The following is a 24,949-nucleotide window of genomic DNA, read 5'->3' on the forward strand; positions in this document are numbered from 1 at the left end:
ACTGAACTGCCGTTTTACGGCTCATTGGCAAATTTCAGCTTTCCGGCCGGCCTCAAGGTGTGCGCATCGAAGGTTCGGATCTCGATGACACCGCCGGTATCGAGCGTGACCACGAGGCGGTCGCCGGCCACGCCGGTGGAGACGATTTTTGCGCCCTTCGGCAGGGTGGCCGTGATGTCGCTCAACGGCTCAGCCGCCCTTCCCTCCGACCTGAAAAGGCGGTAGCCCACCGCGATCAGGACGGCGCAGATGGCCAGCGCCGAGGTCAACCCCGCGATCAGCATCATCCGCCGCACCCGCGCAAACAGCGCGGCCTGCTCGGGGGTCGGTTCGGGAACAGCGGTATCAGACGTCGTCATGGATAGCTCAGGCTCAGCGCAACGGTTGGAGGTCACGGTCGAAGGCGACGAGGGCTCGGCCCGGCTCGACCGCGTGCTGGCGGCGCGCCTTCCCGACCTGTCGCGATCAAGGCTCAAGGCCCTGATTTTGGCCGGCGCGGTGAGCCTGAAGGCCACCGAGGTCCGCGACCCCGCTTATCACGTCGCATCCGGCGATACGATCATAATCGACGTGCCGGAGGCGGCCCCGCCGGAGCCGAAGGGCGAGGATATCGCCCTCGATATCGTATTCGAGGACGACGACATCGTCGTCATCAACAAGCCGAAGGGGCTGGTGGTGCACCCCGCCGCCGGGCACGAGACGGGTACGTTGGTGAATGCGCTGATTGCCCATTGCGGAGGCTCGCTGTCGGGCATCGGCGGCGTGCGCCGGCCCGGCATCGTGCACCGACTGGACAAGGACACCACCGGGCTAATGGTGGTGGCCAAGAACGACCTGGCGCATGCTTCGCTGACCGCCCAATTCGCCGACCACGGCCGCACCGGGCCGATGCGGCGCGGCTATATGGCATTCGCCTGGGGACTGCCCGGCCGGCATCGCGGCACAATCGACGCGCCGATCGACCGTCACCCCCATGCGCGAGAGAAGATGGCGGTGCGCCAGGGCGGCCGCGAGGCGGTGACGCATTGGGAGCTGCTGGAAAGTTTTGCTGGCCGCGACGGCAAGCCGATCGCGGGGCTGCTGGCCTGCGAGCTCGAGACCGGGCGCACCCATCAGATCCGCGTCCACCTCGCCCATATCGGCCACCCCCTGATGGGCGACGCGGTCTATGGCCCACATTTCAAGACGAAGGCGAACCAGCTCGGCCCCGAGTCGCAAGCGGCTTTAACGGCGCTTGGGCGGCAGGCCTTGCATGCTTATTTGCTGGTACTCGAGCACCCCCGAACCGGAGAACTTCTTCACTGGGAGGCGAGCCTGCCGGAGGATTTGCTTCTCTTGGAAGGCGCTCTGAAAGCGGCGCTATGACGCAGGGGCTTTGAGAAAACCCTTACCTTACAAAAAGTTATAGCTGCCACACGGGGACGTGACGTCAGCAATCCTTCCCTTTTTGACCCCCGATGGGGTATATTGCGCCTGCGTTGGAAATGACCAACGTGGAACATCGCAGCTACGGCCGGCTTTAACCAAGCGGTCGTCTGCCTGGCCCGCCGCTATCGGGGGCCTGAACCTTTGGAGGGGCTTAACAATGGCCCGTACCGCTGCTCTGCCGGTCCTCAATGGAGAATCCGGCCTTTCCCGCTACCTCGGCGAAATCCGCAAGTTCCCGATGCTGGAACCCCAGCAGGAGTACATGCTCGCCAAGCGTTGGCGCGAACACGATGATCGCGACGCTGCACACCAACTCGTCACCAGCCATCTCCGGCTCGTGGCCAAGATCGCCATGGGCTATCGCGGCTACGGCTTGCCGATCTCCGAGGTCGTCTCGGAAGGCAATGTCGGCCTGATGCAGGCGGTGAAGCGTTTCGAGCCCGAGAAGGGCTTCCGTCTCGCCACCTACGCGATGTGGTGGATCAAGGCGTCGATTCAAGAGTACATCCTGCGTTCCTGGTCGCTCGTGAAGATGGGCACCACCGCGAACCAGAAGAAGCTGTTCTTCAACCTGCGCAAGGCGAAGAGCAAGATCAACGCACTGGACGAGGGCGATCTCCGCCCCGACCAGGTGAAGATCATTGCCAAGCGTCTCGGCGTCACCGATCAGGACGTGATCGACATGAATCGCCGCCTCGGTGGCGACGCGTCGCTTAATGCTCCGATCCGCGACGACGGCGAAGCCGGCGAATGGCAGGACTGGCTGGTCGACAATTCGCCCAACCAGGAAGCCCTGCTGGCCGAGCACGAGGAGTATGACGAACGCCGTGACGCGCTGAACGGCGCCATGGGCGTGCTCAACCCGCGCGAACGCCGCATCTTCGAGGCCCGCCGCCTCGCCGATGAGCCGATGACGCTGGAAGACCTTGCTGCCGAGTTCGGCGTGTCGCGCGAGCGCGTCCGCCAGATCGAGGTCCGCGCCTTCGAGAAGGTGCAGTCCGCGGTCAAGGGCACGATCGCAAGGGCCGAACAGGCCGCGCTGGAAGCCGCTCACTAAGCGAGGGCTTTCGCGACCCACGAATTGGCGGATCGAGACAAGACAAAAGCCGGCGGCAACGCCGGCTTTTTTGTTGTGTGTGAGCTGCAGCATGGTCGCAGGGCACGCCGGCGAGGCATCTTGAACGCACGCGACGGGTCAACCGACCCAATCTTGTCGGGCCTCATCCAGAGAACGGACACACCGTGTCGATCATCCTGCAATCCACCGTCGGCGGCTTCTCCGCCCAGTTCATGCGCAAGCTGCCGCTGGTCGAGCAGGCGATGCGCGACCACGGGCTCGATCCCAGTGAGTTCGTGATCTCCAAGGACTATGCCTCGACCGCGACGATCCCGATCATGGGCCCGTTCTTCTTCAACTACAGCGTCTATTTCGGCGAGGAGACATTCACCGTCACCGAGCCGAACGACATGGTGTTTCTGGACTACTTCCTCAAACGCGTACTCGCCGCAGACGAGTCGCCGGAATTGCCGGAGCAGCCGGGACTGATCCGGCGCCTCTTCGGCTGGATGGCGCAGCCGGTGTAGGCCTGTCATTTCGGCGCGCAACGATCACTCCAATCAATCTCGCTTGTCGCAGCACGCCTGCTGGTGTATGTCCTGCCGCCCCGGCGCGGCGTCGCGCCCTTTTTTTGTTCAGCGCTTTCGAGGGAGGCGGCATGATTTGTAGATCGATACGTTCCGACCGCAGCCCATCTCTGATCGGCAACCGGTCCTGAGCTGAACGCGGCTTTCGCGGCTGCTTCCCATTCATCCATCTGGTTACGAGGGGCGTGACGCAACAATGCGTCGCGCCGTGTCGTCATGTATTTGCGGTTCGTTACACCGCTCATCCACCCGCACAGCCGCGTGGAGAGCGGCTTCTTTCGTGCATCCTGGTACATCCAGCGCAACAACTGTCCGGACTGGATCCGGCACGAACTCTCGGACCAGTTCACCTGGTTCGCGGAGCATCTGCCGCTGCCCGGACGTATCGCACGGCACTTCAAGCGGCGCGATACGATCTGGGGTATCTGCTGGTTCGATCCCGGGGCACGCGAGGCCGTCAGTCGCGCGCGCTACTGCGCCTGGCTGCTCGAAGAGGGCGGCCTGCCGGTGCGCGTGATCACGACCTCACGCCAGCGCGAGGTGATCTGGCGCGATGCGCACCAGATCGTCACGAAGCCTGCGGCCGATCTTCCCAAGGCATTTCCTTGAACAGGGAAGGCTCCGGTCGGCCCAGGGATGACGATGCTGTCGGGCACCGGAGGTTTTCGACCTCCGGTGCCCGCTAGATCACTCGCCCCAGGTCCGCGCCAGCGTCGCGAGCCAGCAGCCTTCGCAATAGCGGGCGTCTTTGAAGTCGATCCAGTTGTGGGCGTAAACGTGGTCGAGCGGGATATCGTAACGCGCGCGCAGGACCTGGACCAGGATCTTCCAGGCCGCCACCTGTGCCGCCGTCGGGCCGATCGTGACATCGGGATAGTTGCCGGCGAACTCGACGCCGATCGAATTGTCGCGCACGACCTGATGATAGGTCACGCTGTTGTCGATGTATTTGTTGTCGTTGCGGTTGGCGCCGTCGGTATGGGTCGGCACCAGATTGTCCGCGACCGACCAGTAGACCGTACCGTCGGTCTCGACCCAGACCATCACGCCGCGCCGGGTCGGGTTCTTCGACTGCTCTTGCGCGCCGCCGCGCGCCGAGCCGGTCGGCCCTTCGGTCTGGTGCACGATGATGTTGCGCCAGCCATGAGCGTTGGCGACATCGCCCCATGGCGCGAGCCAGACGATCTTCAACCCGGGAATGTCGGGCGTGCCGGTGCTGCGCGCGAGCCTTGTGAGCTCGGCGTCCATTGCGGCGGCGGGAGCGATCAGAACGGCGGCGAGAATTGCCGCGACAAGGCGGGACAGCATTACGGGGATCCAACAAGGGACCCCGAGCCTAGCAGGATTCAGGCGAATTTGCGCGCGGCTTCGACCGGCTCGGGCGAGAGTGGCGGGGCGGGATCATAGACCGCAAAATCGTTCTTGCCGTTCTTCTTGGCGGCATAGAGGGCGTGGTCGGCATGGGCGATCAGCCGATCCGGGAATTGGCCGATGCCGCGGTCCCACTCCGCAACGCCGATCGAGATCGCGATCGGGATGTCGTTGCCGGCGCAGCCGGCGGCATCCTGGCGGCAGACCTCGAGGATGCGGCGGGCGATCAGCGCGCCCTCGCGCATGGAGGAGGACGGCAGCACGACGCAGAACTCGTCGCCGCCGGTGCGGGCGAGCATGTCGCCGGGCCGCAGCCGCGTCTGCGCCATCAGGGTGAAGTGCTGGAGGCAGGCATCGCCCGCGGCATGCCCATAGGTGTCGTTGATGGTCTTGAAGCCGTCGAGATCGATCACCAGCAGCGAGAACGGCTCGCCGCTGCGCTCCGAGCGGGCGCATTCTTCCGACAACCGCTGCAACAGATGGCGGCGGTTGGCGACGCCGGTGAGATCGTCGAGCAGCGCGAGGTCGGCGACCTCGTTGCGCAAGCGGTCCATCGCCATCAGCAGGAAGCCGAAATTGAGCGTCATCGACAGGAAGAGCAGCACCAGCACCATGACGGCGTGGGTCTGGCCGCCCGCCCTCGCCGAGAAATCGTAACCGAGCATGTTGCCGATCGCGCGTATCACGAAGATCCCGATGATGCTGAGGATCACGATGCCCGACAGCCGCGCCCCCGGGCTGACGCGGCCTTCGGGCGGCGACAGCAACAGGCGCAGCGACAGCACCAGCGGCAGGCCTTGCCCCACCGTGTAGAAGAGCATGCGCAGCTGCATCTGGTCGAAACCGACCATGAAGATCACGACGCCGGCGAGGCTCAGGATCCCCGTCGTCAGCATAAGGCGCAGATGCACCGGCCGGTCGTAGAAGCGCTGAATGCCCATGGCCGCGAGGCAGCTCGCCGCCATGATGCCGGCGGCCCCGAACACAAGCGGGATGGGAGAATCGACGAACAGGCGGACCAGCGCCGTCAGCGAGCCGGCGGCGCCGACGAAGGCCGACGCCATCCAGTATCGTGCCGCCTCGAATTTCGGATAGGAGCGCGTCACATAGGCCCAGATCAGGCCGAGCGCCGAGAAATTGACGACGAAGACCATCCAAAGTGTCGGTACGTTCAGCATGGCGCCCGCGATACGCGCAGCGTCCCGCCCCCTGTCACTGGCAGAAACTCGTCCATGACCCGTCCCCGTGTTCTTGCGGAGGATCATGCGCGGATTGCGCTTAACGGAACCTCACTTCGTTCGTCCAAAACGCGCCCTTGGTTTTGGATTCATGAACGACGCGTCCCGATTATCGGATCGTTAGGCACGTCGCTGGCGTGCATCGCGGTCGCGTCGGCATGCTCTGCGATGCGGATTCGCGGGCCGAAATCACCCAAAAATGCATCTGAGCTGTGGATAACGCAATGACACAGATGTGACAGCGCGGGGCATGGACGCGCGAATCTGCTGAGTTCGTCATCGAGGATGTTGCGAGGCTGGCCCTCCGCCGAGCGTTCCTCGTGTCGCGTTTCACCATTAACCCTTAAGAGGATCCTATGGCTAAGAAAGCGAAGAAGGCTAAGAAGGCGACGAAGAAGAAGGCCAAGAAGGCTGCGAAGAAGAAGTAACGCAGCTTCTTTTGATTTCGCCCGGGTGGAGCCTCGCTCTGCCCGGGCTCCGGATAAGGCTAAAATCGGCGGGCGCAAGGCCCGTTTTTTTATTGGCTACCGCTCGGCGAAGGCGAGCTTGGCGCCAAGCAGGGCAAAGCCTGCGGCAAAGGAGCGGCGCAGCCAGGCCATCACGCCGGGACGGGAGATGACGCGCTCGCGCACGGACGCCGCGCAGAGGCCATAGACGACGAACACCGCAAAGGTCATGGCCATGAAGGCGCCGCTCAATTCCAGCATCCGCGCCAGCACGGACGCCTCGTCCGCCGCGATGAACTGCGGCAGGAAGGCGAGGAAGAAGATCGAGAGCTTCGGGTTCAGGATGTTGATGAGGAAGCCGGTGACGATGACCCGGCCGCTGGAGCGCTCCTTGATCTCGCCGTCGACCGCAAGCGCACCTGTCTCGCGCAGCGCCTGCCAGGACATGTAGAGCAGATAGGCCACGCCGCACCATTTCAGCGCGGCAAAGGCGAGCGCGCTGGTGTGCAGCACGGCGGCGAGCCCAAGCATCGCCGCGACCATGTGCGGCACGATCCCGAGCGTGCAGCCGTAGGCCGCCGCCACGCTGGCGCGCGAGCCGCGGGTCAGCGCCGCAGCCAGGGTGTAAAGCACGCCGGTGCCGGGCGAGGCGACGACGATGAGCGAGGTGAGCAGGAAGGACCAGGACATGCCTTGTCCCTATCACCCCTGCCGTTTGCCGAGAAGTCACGACACGGTCAGCCGCGCCGCCGGACAGGAAACCGAAGCGCGAACGCGCCTCAGTTCAGCTGGGCGATCTCGGCTTCGCGCAGGACGTCGAGCGGCGCCCAGGGCTTGGCCCAGAATTTTGCACCGTCGGGCAAAGGCTGCCTCAGCGGGCGGCCAGACGTGACGACGACATCGAGCTTCGGATTGCGGTCCTTGGCGACGTGCGCGAGCTCGACGCCGTTCATGCGGCCGGCGAGCTGCACGTCGGTCAGCATCAGGCAGAGTGCGCCGGCGCTCTGGTCCAGCACACGCTCGGCGGCTTCCGCACTCTCGCACTGGATGACCTGATACCCGCTTTCTTCGAGCAGCAGACTGAGCATCTCCCGCTGCATGGCGTCGTCTTCGACGATGAGGGCTGTGGCCGTAAACGGTTTGGATTGTCCCATCGGTGGCTCCCAATGCTGCTTGCCGCCGTTCAAGTATCGTATGTTAAAGATGGAACCTGATTTAGGTTTCGGTTCCTATCTGAAAAAATGTAAATCGTAGTTCCCTGGTTCGGGGTTGACGGGAGGCATCATGACGGCGATTCGCGGCGCGGCCGCCATCACGGGCGCGGCGAGCGGCATTGGCCGTGCGCTCGCCATCGAGCTTGCACAACGCGGCTGCGACCTCGCGCTCGCCGATCGCGACGAGGCTGGGCTGAAATCGCTCGCCGCCGAGATCGGCGGACAGCGCAAGATCAGCGTGCATCGCGTCGATGTCAGCAACCCCGCTGACATCGCGCAATTCGCGCGCGAGGTCATCGCAGCGCATCCCGCGCTCGGCATCCTCGTCAACAATGCCGGCGTGGCACTGATGGGGACGTTCGAGGAGATCGACCAGGCGCAGATGGACTGGCTGTTCGACATCAATTTCTGGGGCGTGGTGCACGGTACCCGCGCCTTCCTGCCGCATCTGAAGACGCGGGCAGAAGCGCATATCGTCAACGTCTCCTCGATCTTCGGCATCATCGCGCCGCCCGGACAATCGGCCTATGCGGCGGCGAAATTCGCGGTGCGCGGATTTTCCGAGAGCGTGCGGCATGAGCTCGCGGTCGCGGGGAGTGCCGTCAAACTGTCGGTGGTGCATCCCGGCGGCGTCGCCACTTCCATCGCGCGCTCATCGCGCACCGGCGTTGGCGTCACCGACAACGCCCGCCGCGCCCAGATGATCGACCGGTTCGAGACCGCGGCCCGGACGACGCCGAAGGACGCGGCGCTGCGCATCATCAAGGGCATCGAGCGAAACGAGCCGCGCATCCTGATCGGCAACGATGCCAGGTTCATGGACATCCTGCAGCGCTTCCGCCCGGCAACGTATTGGGCGCCGCTGCAGCGGAAGCTGGAGAAGATGGCGAAGGGGAAGTGAGGTGAGCGCGATGGCCCTCCGCCGTCGTCCTGGCGAAAGCCAGGACCCATAGCCACCGAGTTCAGTTTGGCGAAAGTTGGTAGTTGTTCAGTGAAAATCCGTGACGGCTAGTCGTCGCCAAACTCCTCCCTGGGGTAATGGGTCCTGGCTTTCGCCAGGACGACGGCGGAGTGAACTTTCGCGAAACTACTGCCCCACCAGCCGATCTGCAAAATACCCGATCGTCTTGCGGTAGATCACCGCCCTGTTCCACTCGCGCATCGCGTCGAAATTGGCCGAGCCTTCGTCATAGGGCTGGCCCATCTTGAAGCCGTTGGAGTGGAGCAGGTTCGCGGTCGAGGCGAGCACGTCGGCGACGCTGTGGCGGAGGTCGACATGGCCGTCGCCGTCGAAATCGACGCCATACTTGATGTAGGACGACGGCAGGAACTGGGTCTGGCCGATCTCGCCGGCATAGGCGCCGATCAGGTCGCGCAGCGGCAGGTCGCCGCGCTGCACGATCTTGAGCGCGGCGAGCAGTTCGCCCTGGAACAGCTCGGTGCGGCGGCAATCATGCGCGAGCGTGGCAAGCGTGCGGATCACCGGCAGCTTGCCCATGTCGCCCTTGCCGAAATCGCTCTCCAGGCCCCAGATCGCGACCAGGATCTGTCGGGGCACGCCGAACTGCTGCTCGATGCGCGAGAGCAGCGCGGCGTGACGCTGCAGCAGTGCGCGACCGCCATTGATGCGGCCGGGCCCGACGCGGGTCGAGACGTACTGCTCAAAACTCTTGTTGAACGTGTAGCGCTGGCGCCGGTCGAAGGCGAGCACGGCGCCATCCTGGGTGATGCCGCCGAACGCCGCGCTGGTCACGCCCGCCGACACGCCCGCGGCCTGCGCCTCCGCCGTCATGCCGGCGACGAAGCTGTTGAAGTCGCCGCCGCAGCGCGCGGCCTCGGCCGAACCGCCGGCCAGGCAAACGATCGAAGCGACGGCGAGCGCGTATCTCAACATGCGGGGAAATCCTCAGGAACCATGCGCGGAAGGCGGCGGGCGATCATGCCCGGGAACTGGATTCGCGTCAAAGCGGCACGCAGCCGGTCATCTTGGGGACCGCGGCCAGCTGCACTGAGACGAAAATCGCAAAACAATCCCATGCACCGTAGGCGCGCGACGATCGAATACGATTTTTCCGAATTCAAGTTGACCCGTCGGGCAAAACAGGCGTATGGTGTCAGCATCGGAGACTCCGGCGTGAGTGCCTGCTCGCGCCACGCACCCCGTCGGCGGATTGCTCCGGTTGAACCGATCCCGCCAGAACCGAACAGGCCGAGCGCGCGACTAAAGGGCAGCGCTCGCCCCGTCCCCCAACCGATCGAGATGACCATGCCCCTTCCCCGCCGGATGCTTGCTGTCCTCGCATTGCTCTCGCTCCATGTCGTGGCCGCCTCGGCGCAGACGCGCGATGTCGCCGGCAGCCGCGACTATCCCGGCATCGGCCGCTTCACCAGCAGCGTCATCACCGGTTATGTCGTGAAGGATTTTGACGCGACGCGGATGCAGGCCGCCGCCTTCAGGGATGGTCAGCCGACCGACGCGCGACGGCTCGAGGGCCGCATTGTCCGCATCGCCTACCGCACCAATCCCGGCCCCTCGATCCTCGAAGTCTCCCGCAATTTCGAGACGCAGCTGGCGAAAGCCGGCTACGAGACCCTGCTGGCCTGCGACACCGACGCCTGCGGCGCCATTCCCTTCACCGAGTCCATCGACACGCTGCCGGTCCCGCAGATGTGGGTCGACGGCTTCAACTATCGCTATTTTGCCGGGCGCAAGACCGAAGGCGGCCGCGAGACCTATGCGAGCGTCATCGTCAGCCAGAACAACCAGGACATCACCGCGCAGGTCACGATCGCCGAGCTGGGCGCCATCGCCAACAAGATGGTCGACGCTGCGGCGATGGCGAAAGGTCTTGGCGAAACCGGCCACATCGCGCTCTACGGCATCTATTTCGACACCGACAAGGCGGTGCTGAAGCCGGAGAGCCGCCCGACGCTGGAGCAGATCGCAAAGCTGCTGACCGGCCAGCCTCAGCTCAACGTCTTCATCGTCGGCCACACCGACAGCCAGGGCGCCTATGAGTACAATCTCGATCTGTCGAAGCGGCGTGCGGAGGCGGTCGCGGCGGAACTGGTGAAGAGTTTCCGGATTGCGCAAGCGCGGCTGCGCACCGCCGGCGTCGGATTGCTGGCGCCGGTCGGCTCCGACGCAACGGACGCCGGCCGCGCGCTGAACCGGCGCGTGGAACTCGTAGCGCCGTGATCCCACGGAGAGAGCACACAACCAATGTGATGTGTGCAATGCACGAACGACATTGGCCGGCATGCGCTGGATGAGATCACGTGCATGCAACAGGCACGAGTTCGCAGCTCAATGACTTCTTACAACGCATGCTCGCTCTCGTTGCACTGCGAGAGCACCGCCAGATGAACAAACTGCTTCGATGATCCAAGCATCTGCTTTGCGGAATTGCGGGAACCCGCAGCGACATGCGCCGCATATCTGATGCGCTCGCTGCGACATCAGCACGGTGACGATTTATCTTGCCATCGCAGAGCGCAAGCGATAGCCTTCTATCTCAGGTTGTTGCCCTGCCAGCCCCGGGCGACGCTGACGACCAAAAATAAACGGCGGGCTTATCGGCCCGCCGTTTATTGAGGTCGGGGTCGCATCGGACCTTCCGGACGCCTGGCGCTCCGATCGGGCCAACAAATCACCAAATGATTGTGCAGAAGGCGGCCGGATTGATGCCGGCGGCTGTCGAAGTCATTTGACTGCGGCGCCCTGATCGACGACAAGCCGCCATGGCCAAAAAACCCGGAACCAATCCCAAAGGCGAATTCGCCTTTTTCAACGTCTTCTATGAAGACGATTCCCAACGCTCCAACCGCCGCGTGCCCAGCGAATTGCTCGGCGGCCTCGACGGCGACGAACCCGCGCGCAACTTCATCATGGAGCAGGACCGCGAGATCGCGGAGAAGGGCGGCCGCCCCGCGCTCGAGATCAAGCGGATCGAGCGGGTCGGGGCGAAGAAGAAATAAGCTGCGCCCGTGAGACGCGCGCAGCGACTGCACAGACAAAAACGGCGGGCCTCGGTCCGCCGTTTTCGTTTGTAGAGGCTCTGGCCCCCCTCAATAGGCCTGCATTGACGGACCTCCTCGCCGGTCCACAAACCAGGACGCGGCCTCGTTAAGGCGCAGCCAAAAAAGATTGATGGGCGAAATCGCTCGCAGCAAAGCCGGCGATCAATCTAATTTATGACACCTCGGAAAAGCGCGGTGAAATCAGCTTTGGTTGGGGCCCGGTCACGACCGGTTGATGAGGGAATTTTCAGCAACGTCCGCCGATATCTTCACGTTGGGGGGATTCCAGCATGAGAGGTCACGGATGTATCGCAATATCGCGCTTGGAATGACGATTACTCTCGCAATGGCGCTAACCGCGCCGGCGGCCGTTGCGCAGCAAAAGCACCACGTCAGCTATGATACGCCGGCAACTCAGACCGTATACACCCAACAACACGTCATCGACGTTGGCGACATTCCCGGACATCAAGCTCGGCTCTTCGAAATTCGGCGGACCTATGGTGACGATGCCCCCCTCATCAACGGTTCGAGGTTGAAGGAGCAGTGGACACGCGGCATGTCTGATTACATCGACAACAACGGTCCAGCTCTCATCTACAACGTTTGGATACTGGAGAACGGAGAGAAGTTTTTTGTCAGGACATCTCTGGTCGCTCAAAGCAGTGGAGATGGGAAGCTTACGAACATGACATCGGGCGTCATTACCGGCGGCACGGGTAGCCTCGCCGGAATACGTGGCATCATCAGCAGTCATGGCCCGTCCGAGCCGAAGGCCGCCATCAATGCCAATCAGACGGACATCGACTATTGGATGGAGTGAGAAGGCCTTCTCGATGGACGATGGACCGGTGAAAAAGTTGCCGGTCCATCATGTCCGTTCTGATACGGCATGTCGTGATCACAAAGTGCTCGAAACCAGCCGCTATCCCCTATGGAGAATTCCCATGCCGCACGGTCGAAGCGTGCGAATTGTGATGTTCCTATTTTGCTTGTTCGGCCTGGCCTCGACGACGCGGCCAGCGAGCGCAGAAGTGACTCGGATCGAGTTCACGTCGAAGCAGCCTTACGGCACATTTCGCGCCGGCGACTATGTGATCTGGCAGGGCAAGATCCGCGGCGACCTGTCGCCACAAGAGGCCATCCCCGGGATCGACAAGGCGCCGCGCAATGAACGTGGGCGCGTCGACTACGCGGCGAAGATCATTCTCATGATGCCGGCGGCTCCGCGCGGGGAAAACGGCGCGTTGCTGGTGGACGTACCCAACCGCGGGCAAGTCTGGGCCGAGGCGATCTACAACTCGCCACGCGATGTGCGGTTTCTCCCGGGCACGCTGGAGCAGGGCACCGGCTTTCTCCAGGACCATGGCTTCGCGGTTGCGGAGGTTTTCTGGGAGCTTGGACAGGGTGCGGACCTGCCTTCGTTCGCTGACGCCGATGGCAAGACACGCTTCGTCGAGGGCGTGGGCTTTGCGATCGTCCGCGATGCCGCGGATTTCTTCGCGCATGCGGCTTCTGACCAGGATGGAACGCCCAACCCGCTCAGGGGAGCGATCAATCGCGTGCTCGCGAGCGGCAGGTCCCAGGATGGACGATTCCTGAAGACCTTCCTCCTGAACGGCTTCAACATGATCGGCAACCGGCGCGTCTTCGACGGAATGCATGTGTTCGTCTCGGCCGCCGGCCTTCTTCCGATCCTGCAGACCGGCCTTGGACCAATGTCGAGCGCCGAGGGGGCGCCCACATTCGACAACCCGGATTTTCCCGGCGTGAATGACGGACCGCTCACGATCGGGGAGATCACGGCCAAGGTCGAGACGCGCGGCGAGGTGCCTCCAAGGATGATCCTCGTGAACTCCACCACGGACTACTATTCACTGCGCGCTTCGCTCGGCCGAACGGGCGCGTCCGGAATCGCGGATCAGCCACTGCCCGCCAATGTGCGGATGTACGATATCGCGGGAGGCCCGCATGTACCGGCCCCCAAGGCACCGGCCTGCACACTGGCGCCGGGCCGCCTCGATTGGTCGCCGCTGTCGCGGGCCCTCCTGCTGCACCTTGATGCCTGGGTCAGCCGCGGCACCGAGCCGCCCGCGAGCGAACTGATGTCGCTCGAAACCGCGGACGGCGAGCCCCCTGCACTGCGCGCCCCTGCTCGGCTGTCCGCCGCAGTGATACAAGTGCCGAAGCGCGATCAGGACGGCAATGCGCTCGGCGGCGTGCGGCTGCCGGATGTCGCGGTGCCGACCGGCACCAATGGCGCCCAGAACCAGCCGCAGACATTCACCTGCATGCTGATCGGGTCCTTCTCACCATTCGCAGCGACGAAAGCGGAACGAGAGCGTACCGGTGACGCCCGCCTGTCGATCGAAGAGCGCTATCACGGCCGCGACGATTACGTGAACCGGATCCGGATCGCTGCCCAGGATCTGATGGCGCGCGGGTTTCTGCTGCCGGAAGACGCGGCAGTGATCGTTCAGGAAGCCGCGTCGACGAACCTGTTCGCGCCCGCACCAGAGAATGCCGAGCCACGTTGAGCCCTCGACGGCGACGAACCCGTCAAGAGCATTGCCGATCTTGGCCCGTTACGGACCTGCCGCCCCACGGTCGCGGTCCTCGCGAAAGTCGCTCATGCGTCAACTTTTGCTGTTATGTTGCAGGCATCATGAGAGGAGAAACGCCCGATGATGAACCGCAAGCTCGTTGCCGCGCTGTTCGTGTTCGGCCTGGCCTTCCCCGCCCCCCCGCGTGCGGAGGACGCGCCCGTCGAGCAACAGCTCGTCGACCAGATGAACAAGGTGTTCGGCGTCCACGCCGGCTTTCGCGCTAATCACGCCAAGGGCGTCGTGGCCGAAGGAAAATTCAAGGCCTCGGCGGACGCCGCCGGCTTGAGCAAGGCTGTGCTTTTCGGCGGCGCCGAGGTTCCCGTGACTGTGCGGTTCTCGGACTCCACCGGCGTGCCCAAGCTGCCTGACGGCTCCGGCGACGCCAACCCGCACGGCCTGGCGGTGAAATTTCACCTGCCCGACGGCAGCGACATGGACATCGTGATCAATTCGCTGAAATTCTTTCCCGTGTCGACCAGCGAGGAGTTTCGCGACCTGCTCGCCGCGATCGCGCAGAGCCCGCCGGACGCGGCCAAGCCGACCAAGGTCGAGCAGTTCGTGGCAAGCCATCCCACCGTCCCGGCCGCCTTGGCCACGGTCGCCACGCCGGACAGTTTTGCCAATGAGGCCTATTTCGGCATCAACGCGTTCGTGTTCGTCAACAAAGCGGGCCAGCGACAGGCCATCCGCTATCAGATGATCCCCGAGAAGATCGTGCACCTCGACAAGGCGGAGGCTGCGAAGAAGGCGCCGGACTTCCTGATGGAGGAACTGCCCGCCCGCCTGAAGCAGGGACCGGTGGTTTTCCACTTCAAGGCGCAACTGGCCGCGGCCGGCGATTCCACCAAGGACCCGTCAAAGCCCTGGCCTGACGATCGCAAGCTGGTCGAACTCGGCACGCTGACGATCGACAAGGCCGTGGCTGATAGCGACGAGGCGCAGAAGAAGCTTCTGTTCCTGCCGGGCCAACTCACCGACGGGATCGAGCAGTCCGACGATCCGATGGTCGATGTCCGCAACGGCGCCTATGCCATCTCGTTCTCGCGGCGCAATCCCTGACGGTCCGGGTTGTTTGCGAAGTGACCTCAACTCCCAGAGGGGCGAAGAAGAAATAGGTGGCGCGGCGCTCACCAGCGCCCGCACCACCTATTCCAGGCAAACAACAGATCGGCAAACCGGTCATAGAAGAACCGGGTGAACGGCAGCGCCACGCGGTTGCCGAACAGCGCCGCAAGCCATCCCTCCCCTGGCGTTAGCCGCCACAGCGCAATCGCGACATCCGCGCCGACGATGAGCTGCCCGGCCTCATCGGTCGCATGCAGGCGCCGCCTGATGTCATCGAGCGAGGCGCCAAAGCGCGCCAGCGCATCGGGCTGTTCGTTGATGTCCTTGAACTCAACCGTGCCCGCCCGCACCAGAGCCAGCAGCTTGTTGCGCTGCCAGTCGATGCCGGCGTCGCAGACGGGGCAGCGGGTGTTGTACCAGACGGTGAAGTGGGGTGACATCGATACGCCTTTCGCGTCGGAAGTATAGTCCGAGAGAAAGCCGGATAAACCTTCTAAAGGTTGCCGATATTTAGGCGCAAGGAAAGCGACCGACCTAGGCCCGCCAAATTGCTCGGCGGCCTTGACTGCGAATAACCCGCGCGCAACTTCATTAGGGAGCAGGACCGCGAGATCGCGGAAAAGAGCGGGAGGCCGGGGCTGGAGATCGAGCGGATCGAACGGATTGGGACGGAAAAGAATTTGGCTTCGGCTCCATCCACATCATTGCGAGCGCAACGAAGCAATCCAGATACGTCTGCGGGAACGTGGGTGGCGCACAACCTCAATTGCCATCCGATTTCGAACAGCTTCGCCAGTACTGGAGCAGATCGACCGAGAAACGGTCCACCTAGGCGAGCTGCCGCGACAACTCACCGGGATTCTTAAAAACCAAGAGGGTCAAAACCTCGCGGCTAGCAACCCTTATAGATTCTTCGACAACCTCGTACCTTGATGCATCAGCTCTAGCAAACCAGGTAGAAGCGCTAACTGATTTGGCGGGCATCGCATCAGGGGCCTTCCCATAAATCATCGTAAAAGCAGAGCTTTCAGGACTGAGTTCGCTCTTGGGAAACCAGTCACTAGTCACAGCTGACGACCGGGCGAACCACTTCCGTCCATTCTGGCCATGGCAGATTAGCAATATCGGTGCATGATTTGTCTCGACCAATCTAATCGCAGCCGCCGTTTGGCTTACGTTAAATCGTCCGGCCAACTTGCGTACTGCAGCCATTGTAGGGCGCCCAAATTCACCGGAAATAGGCCTAAATAAGAAGTCCGGCATGAGGAGTTCGGACGCAAAGCGGTCCGCTGCGCGCTCCATATTTGCCGCTTCTGGGCTAGGCCTCTCGATCTCGTCGCCTTGGCAAAAAAGCATACGACGACGGTGGTAAATCCAATGACCGAGCTCATGACAAACCGAGAAACGCTGCCGTTGGGCAGACGAAGCGCTGTTTACAGTTATAACTGCTGAATCATCAGCCCCAATAATCCTTGCTTCACAACCTTCTAGTGGAGCGTATCGAACGGTTGCGCCCAGGTGCCAAGCGATGGCTTCCACATCTATTTCTTCCGGCTCAGATACACCTAGAGACTTCAAAAGATGCTCAGCTTTTGGTGCGTCTCCGAAGCTTAGACGAGGAACAGCGTGAGAACAGCTAAGGAGCTGACAAAAATCAGAGAGCGCACTCATAACGTCAGCCTGAGAACCAGCATTTCCTTTTCGCGCGGCCATAGTAAAGCGAGACCTGCCAGACTCTGCCGATATAAATTCATCAAACAGTTTCTTGGCTCGCTCAATATCCATTTTAGTTTCAGCCGCAGTTTCCTTATGACTTGCAGCAGCAGAGCGTGCGGCCGCCAACGTTGCCTTTGCAACATGGGCTTTAGCGGATTGAACCTCTGCTCGCAGAGCCTGAACGACAGCATCGAGATCGTCGAAATCTTCTGCTGCTTCAGACACGACTTCAGCGTCGGAAAGCATCTCAAGCTCCGACAAGAACTCCTCAACGAGAAGGTCGAGATGTTCGCTTTGGGTCTTGGTGGTCATTGGACCCACCCTTTTGGAAACGCCCTGTCGATGCGACGACGAACGGAGCGACGCTTTGATGCGAAGGCCACCTCATCCAAACCAACAAGCTCTCGCAATTCTTGACCTTCCATCCCCTCCATTAGTCCGTCGACTAATGTTTGACCAACCACATCGCCTTCGAACAAGAGACGTACCGCATTCCGAATTACAGCGGTCATTTCTTGCTTGAGCGCCAAATCTTCCGGGCTGAGGCGGGGGTCTCGAATTTCCAGCGCGGCGCCCTCGCCGACCCGCGACACCACTGAGAGAGCTGGCCTCTTACTTTGTGTCTTACGATCCGATGAGGCGATGCTTCGCATCGCACCAATGAGGAACTGAACGATGCCCAGATTGCAACGGCATTTCCTCGTTCCATCGAGAGCGCGTCGGAAGGCCTCTTGCCGCAGTTCGTCAGCTGGCCGCGCTCCTCCATAACACAAATACTGCGAAGCCCGCCTGATGCGCAGAAGGTCTGCATCGGACAGGTGCGCCAGACGCTCGGTGACTTCCGCCACCGGCAGCATACCGTCGGGTGCGGATACGCTGGTTATCGCCATAAAACCGTCCTTTGGAGCCTAGTGCTCCAGAGCAGCGTCCGCTCGGACAAGATCTGGAAATTTTTTTCGGCTTGTCTGATCCTGTTGAAACAGGAGCCTTTTTGGGTATCCGGCGATCGACGCCGGCACCCAAATCAGGAAAACCTAGCATGATCTACGCAATCAACTACGACTTGAAGAAGCCTGGACGCGACTATTCTGGCCTGTACGATGCCATCAAGTCTTGTGGAGCCTGGTGGCACTATCTCGGCTCGACTTGGCTGGTCGACACGAACCGCAGTTCCGCGGCCATTTGGGAACTGCTGAAGTCCCATGTCGACCAGAACGACAGCATGCTGATCATCGGCGTGACGTCCGACTACAACGGCTGGCTGTCGCAGGAAGCCTGGGATTGGATCAACACGCGGATCAAGAAGGCCGCATAATTCAACTCGCCGAAGTACAAAGTACAAGAAAAAGGCCGCCCAATTTGGCGGCCTTTCGTTTTACTTATCAATTATCCAAGAAGCTCCGCAGCTTCCTTGACCGCGACGGATGCTTCAGCTTGCGCAGCGCCTTCGCCTCGATCTGGCGAATACGTTCGCGCGTCACCGAGAACTGCTGGCCGACTTCTTCCAGCGTGTGGTCGGTGTTCATGCCGATGCCGAAGCGCATGCGGAGTACGCGCTCTTCGCGCGGGGTGAGCGAGGCGAGCACGCGCGTGGTGGTTTCGCGCAGGTTCGACTGGATCGCGGCGTCGATCGGCAGGATCGCGTTCTTGTCCTCGATGAAATCGCCGAGGTGTGAATCCTCTTCGTCACCGACCGGCGTTTCGAGCGAGAGCGGCTCCTTAGCGATCTTCAGGACCTTGCGGACCTTCTCCAGGGGCATGCCGAGCTTCTCGGCCAGTTCTTCCGGGGTCGGCTCGCGGCCGATCTCGTTGAGCATCTGGCGGCTCGTGCGCACGATCTTGTTGATCGTCTCGATCATGTGCACGGGGATGCGGATGGTGCGCGCCTGGTCGGCGATCGAGCGGGTGATCGCCTGCCGGATCCACCACGTCGCGTAGGTCGAGAACTTGTAGCCGCGGCGGTATTCGAACTTATCGACGGCCTTCATCAGGCCGATATTGCCTTCCTGGATCAGGTCGAGGAATTGCAGGCCGCGGTTGGTGTATTTCTTGGCGATCGAGATCACGAGACGGAGGTTGGCTTCCACCATCTCCTTCTTGGCCTGGCGGGCTTCGCGCTCGCCCTTCTGCACGGAGTGCACGATCTTGCGGAACTCGACGATCTCGAGGCCGGTCAGCGCGGCGAGCTGATGCACCTCGTGACGCAGATCCTTGATCCGGTCCTTCTCGTGATGGACGAAGTTCTTCCAGCCCTTGGCCGAGAGTTTTGACACCCGGTTGAGCCAGCGCGGGTCCAATTCAGAACCGGTGTAGTTGCGCAGAAAATCTTCGCGGGCGACGCCGTGGCTGTCGGCGAGGCGCATCAGGCGGCCCTCATGCGAGACGAGGCGCTTGTTGATGTCGTAGAGCTGCTCGACCAGCGAGTCGATACGGGCCTGGTTCAGGCGCAGCGACTTCACCTCGACGATGATCTCGTCCTTCAGCTTCTTGTACTTGCGCTCCTGGTGCGGCGAGAGCGACTCGTTCTGGAGCTGGTTCTGGATGTCCTGCTCCTGAAGCTTGCGCAGCTTCTTGTAGCTGTCGGCGATCTTGTCGAAGATCTCGACGACCTTCGGCTTGAGCTCGGCCTCGATCGCCGCAAGCGACATCTGGTTCTCGAACTCGTCGTCCTCGTCCATGTCGGCTTCGGCGGCGGCTTCGCCCGGATCCTTGTCCTCGCCACCCGGCGCAGCGCCGGGGGCGGGCTGCGCGGCGCGGAACGGGGTCGGCGACGGGGGCGCTGCGGGCGGCGCGACATGCGCGGGCGCCCCGTCGGCGGCAGGCTGGCCACCTTCGGCCGACGCTTCGCCGTTCTCGCCATTGGGACCGGCGATCATCGCGGTGTTCATGCCCGCCTTGGCATCGGGGCCGGCATAGGTTGCTTCGAGATCGATGATGTCGCGAAGGAAGATCTTTCCTTCGTTGAGCTCGTCGCGCCAGATGATGATGGCCTGGAAGGTCAGCGGGCTTTCGCAGAGGCCCGCGATCATCGCCTCGCGGCCGGCCTCGATGCGCTTGGCGATGGCGATTTCGCCTTCGCGCGAGAGCAGCTCGACGGTGCCCATTTCGCGCAGATACATGCGGACGGGGTCGTCGGTGCGTTCGCCCGGCTCGCTCTTCTTGACCTCGGTGACGGCTTTCTGGGTGACCTCGACGAGCTCGTTGTCGGTCTCGTCCTCGCCGCCCTCGTCCTTGTCTTCCTCGCCTTCGCTATCGTCGGCTTCGGTGACGTTGATGCCCATGTCCGAGAGCATGGACATGATGTCCTCGATCTGCTCGGGCGAGGTCTGGTCGGACGGCAAAACTTCATTGAGCTGATCGAAGGTCACGAAGCCGCGCTTCTTGGCCTGCTTGATCATCTTCTTCACTGCCGCGTCGGACAGATCGAGCAAGGGAGACGGCGCGTCCTGGGAGTCCTTCTCCGGCGCGTCCGCTGCCTTGTCGTCTTTTTCCTTGTCCTTCGCCTGCAGCGTCTTTGCCTTGGTGGCCATCCATTGCTCCTAAACGCGCTTCATGCAGTGGGCACACCGGCCCGCCCGCGTGAATTCACTTGAACCTGTTGTTCGACGCTCTCGCTTCGTCAGATCTCGACACGGAAAGGGCGGCGCGCACACATCTCGCCACCCCGACCTTTCTCTCGCCGGATTTGCCTAACGCTTCGTGAGCCTCTTTGTCGCAGCGGATGCAGGTGAAGTGCCAACAGCTATTGCGCGGATTCATTCCTGACGCGTCTGTTCTGCCTGCGGCCGCCTGGGGGCCAAAGTGCTACAAGACCGTTAAGCCTCGATTAACCCTGTTTTTGCCGCCAAACCTTGGATTTGGCGAGTCTTTTAGCGGTTCCGGCCTCAGCCGTCCGCATGATTCTTTCATCACACGCTCTTCTGGAACCGGCCCGACAGCTCGCCAAAACCCTCGATCAGGGCCTCGGTACCGTCGACCTCGGCCAGCCGGGCCTTGACGTCACGCAGCCACGCCAAATTGGCCTCGCTGGGGTCCTCCCCCAAGGCCAGCTCGGCGTCCTTCAGCTCTCTAAGTAGTGAATGGTATTGCCGATGCAAGGCAACAAGCTGGTGCCAGGTGGCAAGAACGTCGTCGCGGGCCGCGCCCTCGCGGGCGCCCCACACCGCCGCGGTGGTGATGCCACCCTCAACCCTTTGAAGAAGCTGCGCAAATCCGCCCTTCTCGATATCGGCCCGCATCTTTTCGGCCTGCTCGCCGGGGTCGGGCGAATGGTGATGGTCGTTGGCAAACGCGGCGATGATGCCGGCCCTGAGCTTGTGGGCCTCGGGGTGGGCGAACTCCAGGGCGGCCACCTCTTCGAGGTGATCATCCAGCAGCCAGGGGTGGTTGATCAGGCTTTGCAGGATCAGGGCTTCGCGGCGCGAAATGGCGCTGCGCTGGCCCCGCATGATCGGGCTGGCCGCAAGCTGGGGGCTCGCCGCCTGGTAGGGGCCGGAGGGGAGCGGGGTCGGACCGGGCGGGCCGCGGCGGCCTCCACCGAATCCCTGACCGCCGAATCGATTCGCCTGCCCCCCGCCGCGGGGCTGGAACGGGCGGCCGCCGCCCCCCTGGCGGAAATTGCCCCGGCCGGCGAAGCCGCCGCGACCTCCATCGGGCGAGAAGGCGCGCTGGAGCCGCTCGACGAACTCGTCGCGGTAATAGCGCCGGACCACCTCGTCGCGGATGCCGTTGGACAATTCCTTGATGCGCGCTTCCAGCGCCGCGCGGCGCTCGGGCGTGGCGAAATTGCCGCCTTCGAGCTCGCGCGACCAGATCATGTCGGCGAGTGGACGCGCGGCCGCGATCACCTCCTCGATCGCGCCACGACCGCCGGAGCGCGCGAGATCGTCGGGGTCCTGCCCCTCCGGCAGCAGCGCAAAACGCAGGCTCTTGCCTGGCGCGAGAAACGGCAGCGCGAGATCGGCGGCGCGATACGCGGCCTTCTGTCCGGCGCGGTCGCCGTCGAAGCAGAGGATCGGCTCGTCCGCCATCTTCCACAGCAGCGCGAGCTGGTTTTCGGTCAGCGCAGTGCCGAGCGGCGCGACGGCGCCTGCAAAGCCCGCGGTGACCATGGCGATGACGTCGACATAGCCTTCGACCACGATCAGCGCGCTGCCGTCATGGGTGGCTTTGCGCGCGGTCTGGTGATTGTAGAGATTGTCGCCCTTGTGGAAGAGCGGCGTCTCCGGCGAGTTCAGATATTTGGCCGGGACGTCCTTCTCCAGCGCGCGTCCGCCGAACGCAATGACGCGGCCGCGCAAGTCGGTGATCGGAAACATCACGCGATCGCGGAAGCGATCGTAGGGCACCGGGATGTCGTTGCCGGCAACGAGCAGCCCGGTCTCGATCATGTCCTCGACGGACACGCCGAGCTTGCCGAGATGCTCCTTCAGCGCAAAACGCTCCGGCGGCGGCGGCGCATAGCCCAGCCGAAACTGCAATTGCGTCGCCGGCGAGATCGCGCGGTCCGCGAGATAGCCGCGCGCCTTCGCACCGACACGCGAGGCCAATGTCTCGGAGAAGAATTTCGCCGCGAGCTCCATGACGTCGTGCAGCGTGCGGCGCCGCTGCTCGTGCCGCGCCGCATCCGGCGTCACCGCCGGCAGCGCCAGGCCGGCCATGCCGGCGAGCCGCTCGACCGCCTCGGCAAACGGCAGGCCGTCGGTCTCCATCACGAAGGTGATGATGTCGCCGTGCTTGCCGGAGGAGAAGTCGTGATAAAAACCCTTCTGGTCGTTGACGTAGAAGGACGGCGTCTTTTCCTGCTGGAACGGCGACAGCCCCTTCCACTCCCGTCCGGCCTTCTTCAGCTTGACGCGCTTGCCCACGACCTCGGAGACCGAAAGCCGGGCGCGCAGCTCGTCAAGGAATTGGGGCGTGAAGCGGATGGCCATGGGCTGTGTGTAGCGCGAACCGAAGTGAGTCGGGCGAAGGATCAGGGATATAGGCGCGGGCCGGCCAAAAGTCAGGTTTGTCAGGATTATACGCGCTGTTCACAGCCCTTTCCGGCGCGATGCGCGGGCCCGGAATGACGGGAAAAGCTTGAACCCCGGCCGGTTCCACGCTTCCATGGGCCATGTTCAGGACCTTTCGGGGTGGCCATAGCGGGGGCTGGCGGGTGACCTCGATGTCGCCTGTGACGGGCGAGCCCCTGCCCTTCATGCCGGCGCTGTCGGTCAACGACAGCGAGGCCGTGGCGTTGCCGTTGGTCCCCTCGCGCAATGCCTGGCGCCTGGTCGGTGTACCCAGCAGCTTGCGCTACACCGAGCGCGCCGAGAAGGAGCAGCTCGTGAGCGTGCAGGCCGGCCTCGGCCGATTGGAAGCAACCAGCGCGGCGCTGATCCCGATCCGCAAGTCGCAGGCATGGTGGGATCTGACGCAAGAAGAACGCCGCGAGATCTTTGAAGACAAGTCGCACCACATCGCCAGCAGTCTTCGTTTTCTGCCCGCAATCGCGCGCCAGCTCTATCACTGCCGCGACCTCGGCGAGCCCTTCGATTTCCTGACCTGGTTCGAGTTCGCGCCCGCCCATGCCTCGCTGTTCGAGGAGCTGGTCGGCATGCTCAGGCAAACCGAGGAGTGGAGCTATGTCGAGCGCGAGGTCGACGTGCGCGTGGTGAAGGAAGTGCTGTCGGCTTAGTGGTCGAGGAAGCGGCCGGATTCGATGTGCGGCAGATCGGTGACGGGCCAATTGTAGACGTAAGTCCAGGCCGGCGCGGTCGCGCCGTCGGCGCCGGTCACGTCGATCAGCTGGCGCAGATATTCCGTCGGCTCCGGAAAGCCCTCGCCGCAGGCCTCGTACATGTCGAGCTCGCGCAAGAGCTCGTCGCCGGCGCGCAAGCGGAAGAGCTCGCCGTGCACGAGCTCCGACGGCGCGTCGGACAGCAGCAATCCCGGATAATGCTTCACCAGCACGAGCCGGCCGCGGCAGCTCGCCTCGCCCAGAAAATCCGCATGCTGCGCCAGCAGCCGCGCCATCGGATGATCGAAGCCGCGCATCAGGGTGCCGTAGACGAAGAGACGATCGGAGGTCATGGGGCTCTATAGCTGGCAATGATGCGGAGCGACAGAGCCGCATTTTCCCCTGTCGTCCCGGCGAAGGCCGGCAACTGTTATGTCGGCCCGGTCTGAAGGTAGGGCTTCCTGTCGCGCATCATGGCGTTGAGGACGGTTAGGAGCTTCCTGGCGACGGCAATGAGAGCGAGCTTGGCTGGTTTGCCGGCCTGTCGCAGTCGTGCGTAGAAGGCCTTGAACGGATCGGCCCGGCGAACCGCGTTGAGGGCAGCCATGTAGAGGGCGTCACGAACGCGCTTTCGACCGCCGGCGATCTTGCGTTTGCCACGGAAGACGCCGCTGTCGACGTTGAAGGGGGCAAGGCCCGCGAGTGCCGCGATCTGTTTTGCACCAACACGTCCGAGTTCCGGCATCTTCGAGATGAGCTGCATGCAAGCCACGGGACCCACACCCGGAAGCGAGCGGATCAACTTTGCATCGTCCGCGATCTCCGGCTCGGCCTTGGTCAGCGCCTTGATGTCGGCTTCGATCTCGGCAACTTCGCCGTCGAGAACCTCGATAAGGCGGCTGATCCGTTCGGCCATGGCGCGGTCGTCAGCCTCGCTGCGCCGGTTCTTCTCCTGCGCGCGCATGAGAACCAGCTGATCCCGCCGTTTTGCAAGCCTCGACAAGGCGTTGCGGGCGGGATTGGCGGCCTGCTCGGTTGCCGGCTGCATGACCCGGCCAAAAGCCGCCAGCATCCGTGCATCGATCGGGTCGGTTTTGGCAAGTTGGCCGCTGGCCCGCGCAAAATCGCGAGCTCGAGCCGGATTGATCCGGGCGAAGCGGACACCGGCCTGGCCCAGGGCCTCGCGAAGCGCGAGGTCATAGGTACCCGTGGCCTCGAAGACGATCAGCGCATCGCATCGCCAACGCGCCACCTGCTGTGTGATGGCCTGTGCCGCGTTGGCGATGCGCCTGGGCACACCGTCAGCTTCATCAAAGATATCGAGATGCTTTTTGGAGACGTCGATTCCGACGTAACGAAGAGGTATGATCACGGTGCCTGTCCCTGTGATGCGAGGTCTGTTGCCGCAGCCTCGTGCAACTGTTCAGGTTGGTAATGGAACGGGCGGGAGGCCGAGCCGGCTCACGGCGTCAAGCGCCAA

The 24,949-nt window shown here is 63.0% G+C and carries 26 protein-coding genes; 12 read left to right on the forward strand and 14 right to left on the reverse strand.

The features are described 5' to 3' along the window. Positions 1-14 precede the first annotated feature (14 nt). The gene (locus QA645_RS36380) at positions 15-359 is read right to left on the reverse strand and encodes a hypothetical protein (RefSeq protein ID WP_283045994.1); all 345 of its coding nucleotides are present in this window, start codon (positions 357-359) and stop codon (positions 15-17) included. Here QA645_RS36380 and QA645_RS36385 point away from each other — a divergent pair. The 4 genes from QA645_RS36385 to QA645_RS36400 all read left to right on the forward strand — a co-directional run bounded on the left by QA645_RS36385 (position 358) and on the right by QA645_RS36400 (position 3,681). After that, entirely contained in the window at positions 358-1,365 is a 1,008-nt protein-coding gene (locus QA645_RS36385; RefSeq protein ID WP_254134255.1) for an RluA family pseudouridine synthase, read from the forward strand. The genes QA645_RS36380 and QA645_RS36385 overlap by 2 nt on opposite strands. 220 nt (positions 1,366-1,585) lie before the next feature. After that, positions 1,586-2,485 (forward strand): RNA polymerase sigma factor RpoH, encoded by a 900-nt coding sequence (gene rpoH, locus QA645_RS36390; RefSeq protein ID WP_234683649.1) that lies wholly within the window; start codon positions 1,586-1,588, stop codon positions 2,483-2,485. A 185-nt stretch (positions 2,486-2,670) separates the two neighbouring features. Then, entirely contained in the window at positions 2,671-3,012 is a 342-nt protein-coding gene (locus QA645_RS36395; protein ID WP_283045995.1) for a hypothetical protein, read from the forward strand. Positions 3,013-3,288: 276 nt separating this feature from the next. After that, complete coding sequence (locus QA645_RS36400) at positions 3,289-3,681, forward strand: hypothetical protein (RefSeq protein ID WP_283045996.1); 393 nt, start codon at positions 3,289-3,291, stop codon at positions 3,679-3,681. 78 nt (positions 3,682-3,759) lie between these two features. On the opposite strand, the gene QA645_RS36405 is transcribed toward QA645_RS36400, so the two are convergent. The 4 genes from QA645_RS36405 to QA645_RS36420 all read right to left on the reverse strand — a co-directional run bounded on the left by QA645_RS36405 (position 3,760) and on the right by QA645_RS36420 (position 7,281). Next, the gene (locus tag QA645_RS36405; RefSeq protein WP_283045997.1) at positions 3,760-4,380 is read right to left on the reverse strand and encodes a peptidoglycan recognition family protein; all 621 of its coding nucleotides are present in this window, start codon (positions 4,378-4,380) and stop codon (positions 3,760-3,762) included. A gap of 38 nt (positions 4,381-4,418) precedes the next feature. Continuing rightward, positions 4,419-5,621, reverse strand: coding sequence for a GGDEF domain-containing protein (locus QA645_RS36410; RefSeq protein ID WP_283045998.1), 1,203 nt, complete (start codon positions 5,619-5,621; stop codon positions 4,419-4,421). Between the two features lie 584 nt (positions 5,622-6,205). Then, positions 6,206-6,817 carry a LysE family translocator gene (locus QA645_RS36415; RefSeq protein WP_283045999.1) on the reverse strand — a complete coding sequence of 204 codons (612 nt, stop codon included), beginning with the start codon at positions 6,815-6,817 and terminating at the stop codon, positions 6,206-6,208. Between the two features lie 89 nt (positions 6,818-6,906). Continuing rightward, the gene (locus QA645_RS36420; RefSeq protein WP_283046000.1) at positions 6,907-7,281 is read right to left on the reverse strand and encodes a response regulator; all 375 of its coding nucleotides are present in this window, start codon (positions 7,279-7,281) and stop codon (positions 6,907-6,909) included. A 130-nt stretch (positions 7,282-7,411) separates the two neighbouring features. Between QA645_RS36420 and QA645_RS36425 the strand changes: the two genes are divergently transcribed. Next, positions 7,412-8,242, forward strand: a complete 831-nt coding sequence (locus QA645_RS36425) for an SDR family NAD(P)-dependent oxidoreductase (protein WP_283046001.1) — start codon at positions 7,412-7,414, stop codon at positions 8,240-8,242. Between the two features lie 186 nt (positions 8,243-8,428). Here the strand turns inward: QA645_RS36425 and QA645_RS36430 are convergent, their stop codons facing one another. Next, positions 8,429-9,235: a lytic murein transglycosylase gene (locus QA645_RS36430; protein WP_254134263.1), complete on the reverse strand. Its 807-nt coding sequence runs from the start codon at positions 9,233-9,235 to the stop codon at positions 8,429-8,431. Continuing rightward, positions 9,229-9,609 (reverse strand): hypothetical protein, encoded by a 381-nt coding sequence (locus QA645_RS36435; protein ID WP_283046002.1) that lies wholly within the window; start codon positions 9,607-9,609, stop codon positions 9,229-9,231. The genes QA645_RS36430 and QA645_RS36435 overlap by 7 nt, the downstream gene beginning before the upstream one ends. Here QA645_RS36435 and QA645_RS36440 point away from each other — a divergent pair. From QA645_RS36440 to QA645_RS36460, 5 genes are all read left to right on the forward strand, one after another. After that, positions 9,602-10,540, forward strand: coding sequence for an OmpA family protein (locus tag QA645_RS36440; protein WP_283046003.1), 939 nt, complete (start codon positions 9,602-9,604; stop codon positions 10,538-10,540). The two genes, QA645_RS36435 and QA645_RS36440, sit on opposite strands and share 8 nt — an antisense overlap. A 542-nt stretch (positions 10,541-11,082) precedes the next feature. Then, positions 11,083-11,319, forward strand: coding sequence for a hypothetical protein (locus QA645_RS36445; protein ID WP_254134265.1), 237 nt, complete (start codon positions 11,083-11,085; stop codon positions 11,317-11,319). A 346-nt stretch (positions 11,320-11,665) separates the two neighbouring features. Next, positions 11,666-12,184: a hypothetical protein gene (locus tag QA645_RS36450; protein WP_283046004.1), complete on the forward strand. Its 519-nt coding sequence runs from the start codon at positions 11,666-11,668 to the stop codon at positions 12,182-12,184. 13 nt (positions 12,185-12,197) lie between these two features. Further along, the gene (locus QA645_RS36455) at positions 12,198-13,898 is read left to right on the forward strand and encodes an alpha/beta hydrolase domain-containing protein (protein ID WP_283046005.1); all 1,701 of its coding nucleotides are present in this window, start codon (positions 12,198-12,200) and stop codon (positions 13,896-13,898) included. Between the two features lie 147 nt (positions 13,899-14,045). After that, positions 14,046-15,026 (forward strand): catalase family peroxidase, encoded by a 981-nt coding sequence (locus tag QA645_RS36460; protein ID WP_283046006.1) that lies wholly within the window; start codon positions 14,046-14,048, stop codon positions 15,024-15,026. 68 nt (positions 15,027-15,094) lie between these two features. Here the strand turns inward: QA645_RS36460 and QA645_RS36465 are convergent, their stop codons facing one another. From QA645_RS36465 to QA645_RS36475, 3 genes are all read right to left on the reverse strand, one after another. Beyond that, on the reverse strand, positions 15,095-15,472 hold the full coding sequence (locus QA645_RS36465; RefSeq protein ID WP_283046007.1) for a DCC1-like thiol-disulfide oxidoreductase family protein: 378 nt from the start codon (positions 15,470-15,472) through the stop codon (positions 15,095-15,097). A 388-nt stretch (positions 15,473-15,860) separates the two neighbouring features. Continuing rightward, entirely contained in the window at positions 15,861-17,060 is a 1,200-nt protein-coding gene (locus QA645_RS36470; protein WP_283046008.1) for an ImmA/IrrE family metallo-endopeptidase, read from the reverse strand. Continuing rightward, positions 17,057-17,638 (reverse strand): hypothetical protein, encoded by a 582-nt coding sequence (locus QA645_RS36475; protein ID WP_283046009.1) that lies wholly within the window; start codon positions 17,636-17,638, stop codon positions 17,057-17,059. Before QA645_RS36475 ends, QA645_RS36470 begins: the two co-directional genes overlap by 4 nt. A 149-nt stretch (positions 17,639-17,787) precedes the next feature. Here QA645_RS36475 and QA645_RS36480 point away from each other — a divergent pair, with 149 nt between their 5' ends. Further along, positions 17,788-18,063 (forward strand): hypothetical protein, encoded by a 276-nt coding sequence (locus QA645_RS36480; RefSeq protein ID WP_283046010.1) that lies wholly within the window; start codon positions 17,788-17,790, stop codon positions 18,061-18,063. A gap of 67 nt (positions 18,064-18,130) precedes the next feature. Here the strand turns inward: QA645_RS36480 and rpoD are convergent, their stop codons facing one another. Both rpoD and dnaG read right to left on the reverse strand, forming a co-directional pair. Beyond that, positions 18,131-20,278, reverse strand: a complete 2,148-nt coding sequence (rpoD, locus tag QA645_RS36485) for an RNA polymerase sigma factor RpoD (protein WP_254195528.1) — start codon at positions 20,276-20,278, stop codon at positions 18,131-18,133. A 378-nt stretch (positions 20,279-20,656) separates the two neighbouring features. Further along, entirely contained in the window at positions 20,657-22,675 is a 2,019-nt protein-coding gene (gene dnaG / locus QA645_RS36490; RefSeq protein ID WP_283053490.1) for a DNA primase, read from the reverse strand. Between the two features lie 188 nt (positions 22,676-22,863). On the opposite strand from dnaG, the gene QA645_RS36495 reads away from it, so the two are divergent. After that, a complete protein-coding gene (locus QA645_RS36495; protein ID WP_283046011.1) occupies positions 22,864-23,427 on the forward strand; it encodes a chlorite dismutase family protein in 564 nt (187 codons plus the stop codon). Here QA645_RS36495 and QA645_RS36500 read toward each other — a convergent pair. After that, complete coding sequence (locus QA645_RS36500; RefSeq protein WP_254134275.1) at positions 23,424-23,822, reverse strand: gamma-glutamylcyclotransferase family protein; 399 nt, start codon at positions 23,820-23,822, stop codon at positions 23,424-23,426. The genes QA645_RS36495 and QA645_RS36500 overlap by 4 nt on opposite strands. Before the next feature lie 77 nt (positions 23,823-23,899). Continuing rightward, positions 23,900-24,841 (reverse strand): IS110 family transposase, encoded by a 942-nt coding sequence (locus QA645_RS36505; protein ID WP_283046012.1) that lies wholly within the window; start codon positions 24,839-24,841, stop codon positions 23,900-23,902. Positions 24,842-24,949: the final 108 nt, after the last annotated feature.

The organism is Bradyrhizobium sp. CIAT3101 (assembly GCF_029714945.1).
In the GTDB taxonomy this organism is placed as follows: domain Bacteria; phylum Pseudomonadota; class Alphaproteobacteria; order Rhizobiales; family Xanthobacteraceae; genus Bradyrhizobium.

What these genes read in the sequence shown, in the direction of transcription:
- QA645_RS36385 (WP_254134255.1), top strand. Translation starts at nt 358, where the DNA reads ATGGATAGCTCAGGCTCAGCGCAACGGTTGGAGGTCACGGTCGAAGGC.
- QA645_RS36380 (WP_283045994.1), bottom strand. Translation starts at nt 359, where the DNA reads ATGACGACGTCTGATACCGCTGTTCCCGAACCGACCCCCGAGCAGGCC.
- rpoH (WP_234683649.1), top strand. Translation starts at nt 1,586, where the DNA reads ATGGCCCGTACCGCTGCTCTGCCGGTCCTCAATGGAGAATCCGGCCTT.
- QA645_RS36400 (WP_283045996.1), top strand. Translation starts at nt 3,289, where the DNA reads ATGTATTTGCGGTTCGTTACACCGCTCATCCACCCGCACAGCCGCGTG.
- QA645_RS36405 (WP_283045997.1), bottom strand. Translation starts at nt 4,380, where the DNA reads ATGCTGTCCCGCCTTGTCGCGGCAATTCTCGCCGCCGTTCTGATCGCT.
- QA645_RS36410 (WP_283045998.1), bottom strand. Translation starts at nt 5,621, where the DNA reads ATGCTGAACGTACCGACACTTTGGATGGTCTTCGTCGTCAATTTCTCG.
- QA645_RS36415 (WP_283045999.1), bottom strand. Translation starts at nt 6,817, where the DNA reads ATGTCCTGGTCCTTCCTGCTCACCTCGCTCATCGTCGTCGCCTCGCCC.
- QA645_RS36420 (WP_283046000.1), bottom strand. Translation starts at nt 7,281, where the DNA reads ATGGGACAATCCAAACCGTTTACGGCCACAGCCCTCATCGTCGAAGAC.
- QA645_RS36425 (WP_283046001.1), top strand. Translation starts at nt 7,412, where the DNA reads ATGACGGCGATTCGCGGCGCGGCCGCCATCACGGGCGCGGCGAGCGGC.
- QA645_RS36430 (WP_254134263.1), bottom strand. Translation starts at nt 9,235, where the DNA reads ATGTTGAGATACGCGCTCGCCGTCGCTTCGATCGTTTGCCTGGCCGGC.
- QA645_RS36440 (WP_283046003.1), top strand. Translation starts at nt 9,602, where the DNA reads ATGACCATGCCCCTTCCCCGCCGGATGCTTGCTGTCCTCGCATTGCTC.
- QA645_RS36435 (WP_283046002.1), bottom strand. Translation starts at nt 9,609, where the DNA reads ATGGTCATCTCGATCGGTTGGGGGACGGGGCGAGCGCTGCCCTTTAGT.
- QA645_RS36445 (WP_254134265.1), top strand. Translation starts at nt 11,083, where the DNA reads ATGGCCAAAAAACCCGGAACCAATCCCAAAGGCGAATTCGCCTTTTTC.
- QA645_RS36450 (WP_283046004.1), top strand. Translation starts at nt 11,666, where the DNA reads ATGTATCGCAATATCGCGCTTGGAATGACGATTACTCTCGCAATGGCG.
- QA645_RS36455 (WP_283046005.1), top strand. Translation starts at nt 12,198, where the DNA reads ATGGACGATGGACCGGTGAAAAAGTTGCCGGTCCATCATGTCCGTTCT.
- QA645_RS36460 (WP_283046006.1), top strand. Translation starts at nt 14,046, where the DNA reads ATGATGAACCGCAAGCTCGTTGCCGCGCTGTTCGTGTTCGGCCTGGCC.
- QA645_RS36465 (WP_283046007.1), bottom strand. Translation starts at nt 15,472, where the DNA reads ATGTCACCCCACTTCACCGTCTGGTACAACACCCGCTGCCCCGTCTGC.
- QA645_RS36470 (WP_283046008.1), bottom strand. Translation starts at nt 17,060, where the DNA reads ATGACCACCAAGACCCAAAGCGAACATCTCGACCTTCTCGTTGAGGAG.
- QA645_RS36475 (WP_283046009.1), bottom strand. Translation starts at nt 17,638, where the DNA reads ATGGCGATAACCAGCGTATCCGCACCCGACGGTATGCTGCCGGTGGCG.
- QA645_RS36480 (WP_283046010.1), top strand. Translation starts at nt 17,788, where the DNA reads ATGATCTACGCAATCAACTACGACTTGAAGAAGCCTGGACGCGACTAT.
- rpoD (WP_254195528.1), bottom strand. Translation starts at nt 20,278, where the DNA reads ATGGCCACCAAGGCAAAGACGCTGCAGGCGAAGGACAAGGAAAAAGAC.
- QA645_RS36495 (WP_283046011.1), top strand. Translation starts at nt 22,864, where the DNA reads ATGTTCAGGACCTTTCGGGGTGGCCATAGCGGGGGCTGGCGGGTGACC.
- QA645_RS36500 (WP_254134275.1), bottom strand. Translation starts at nt 23,822, where the DNA reads ATGACCTCCGATCGTCTCTTCGTCTACGGCACCCTGATGCGCGGCTTC.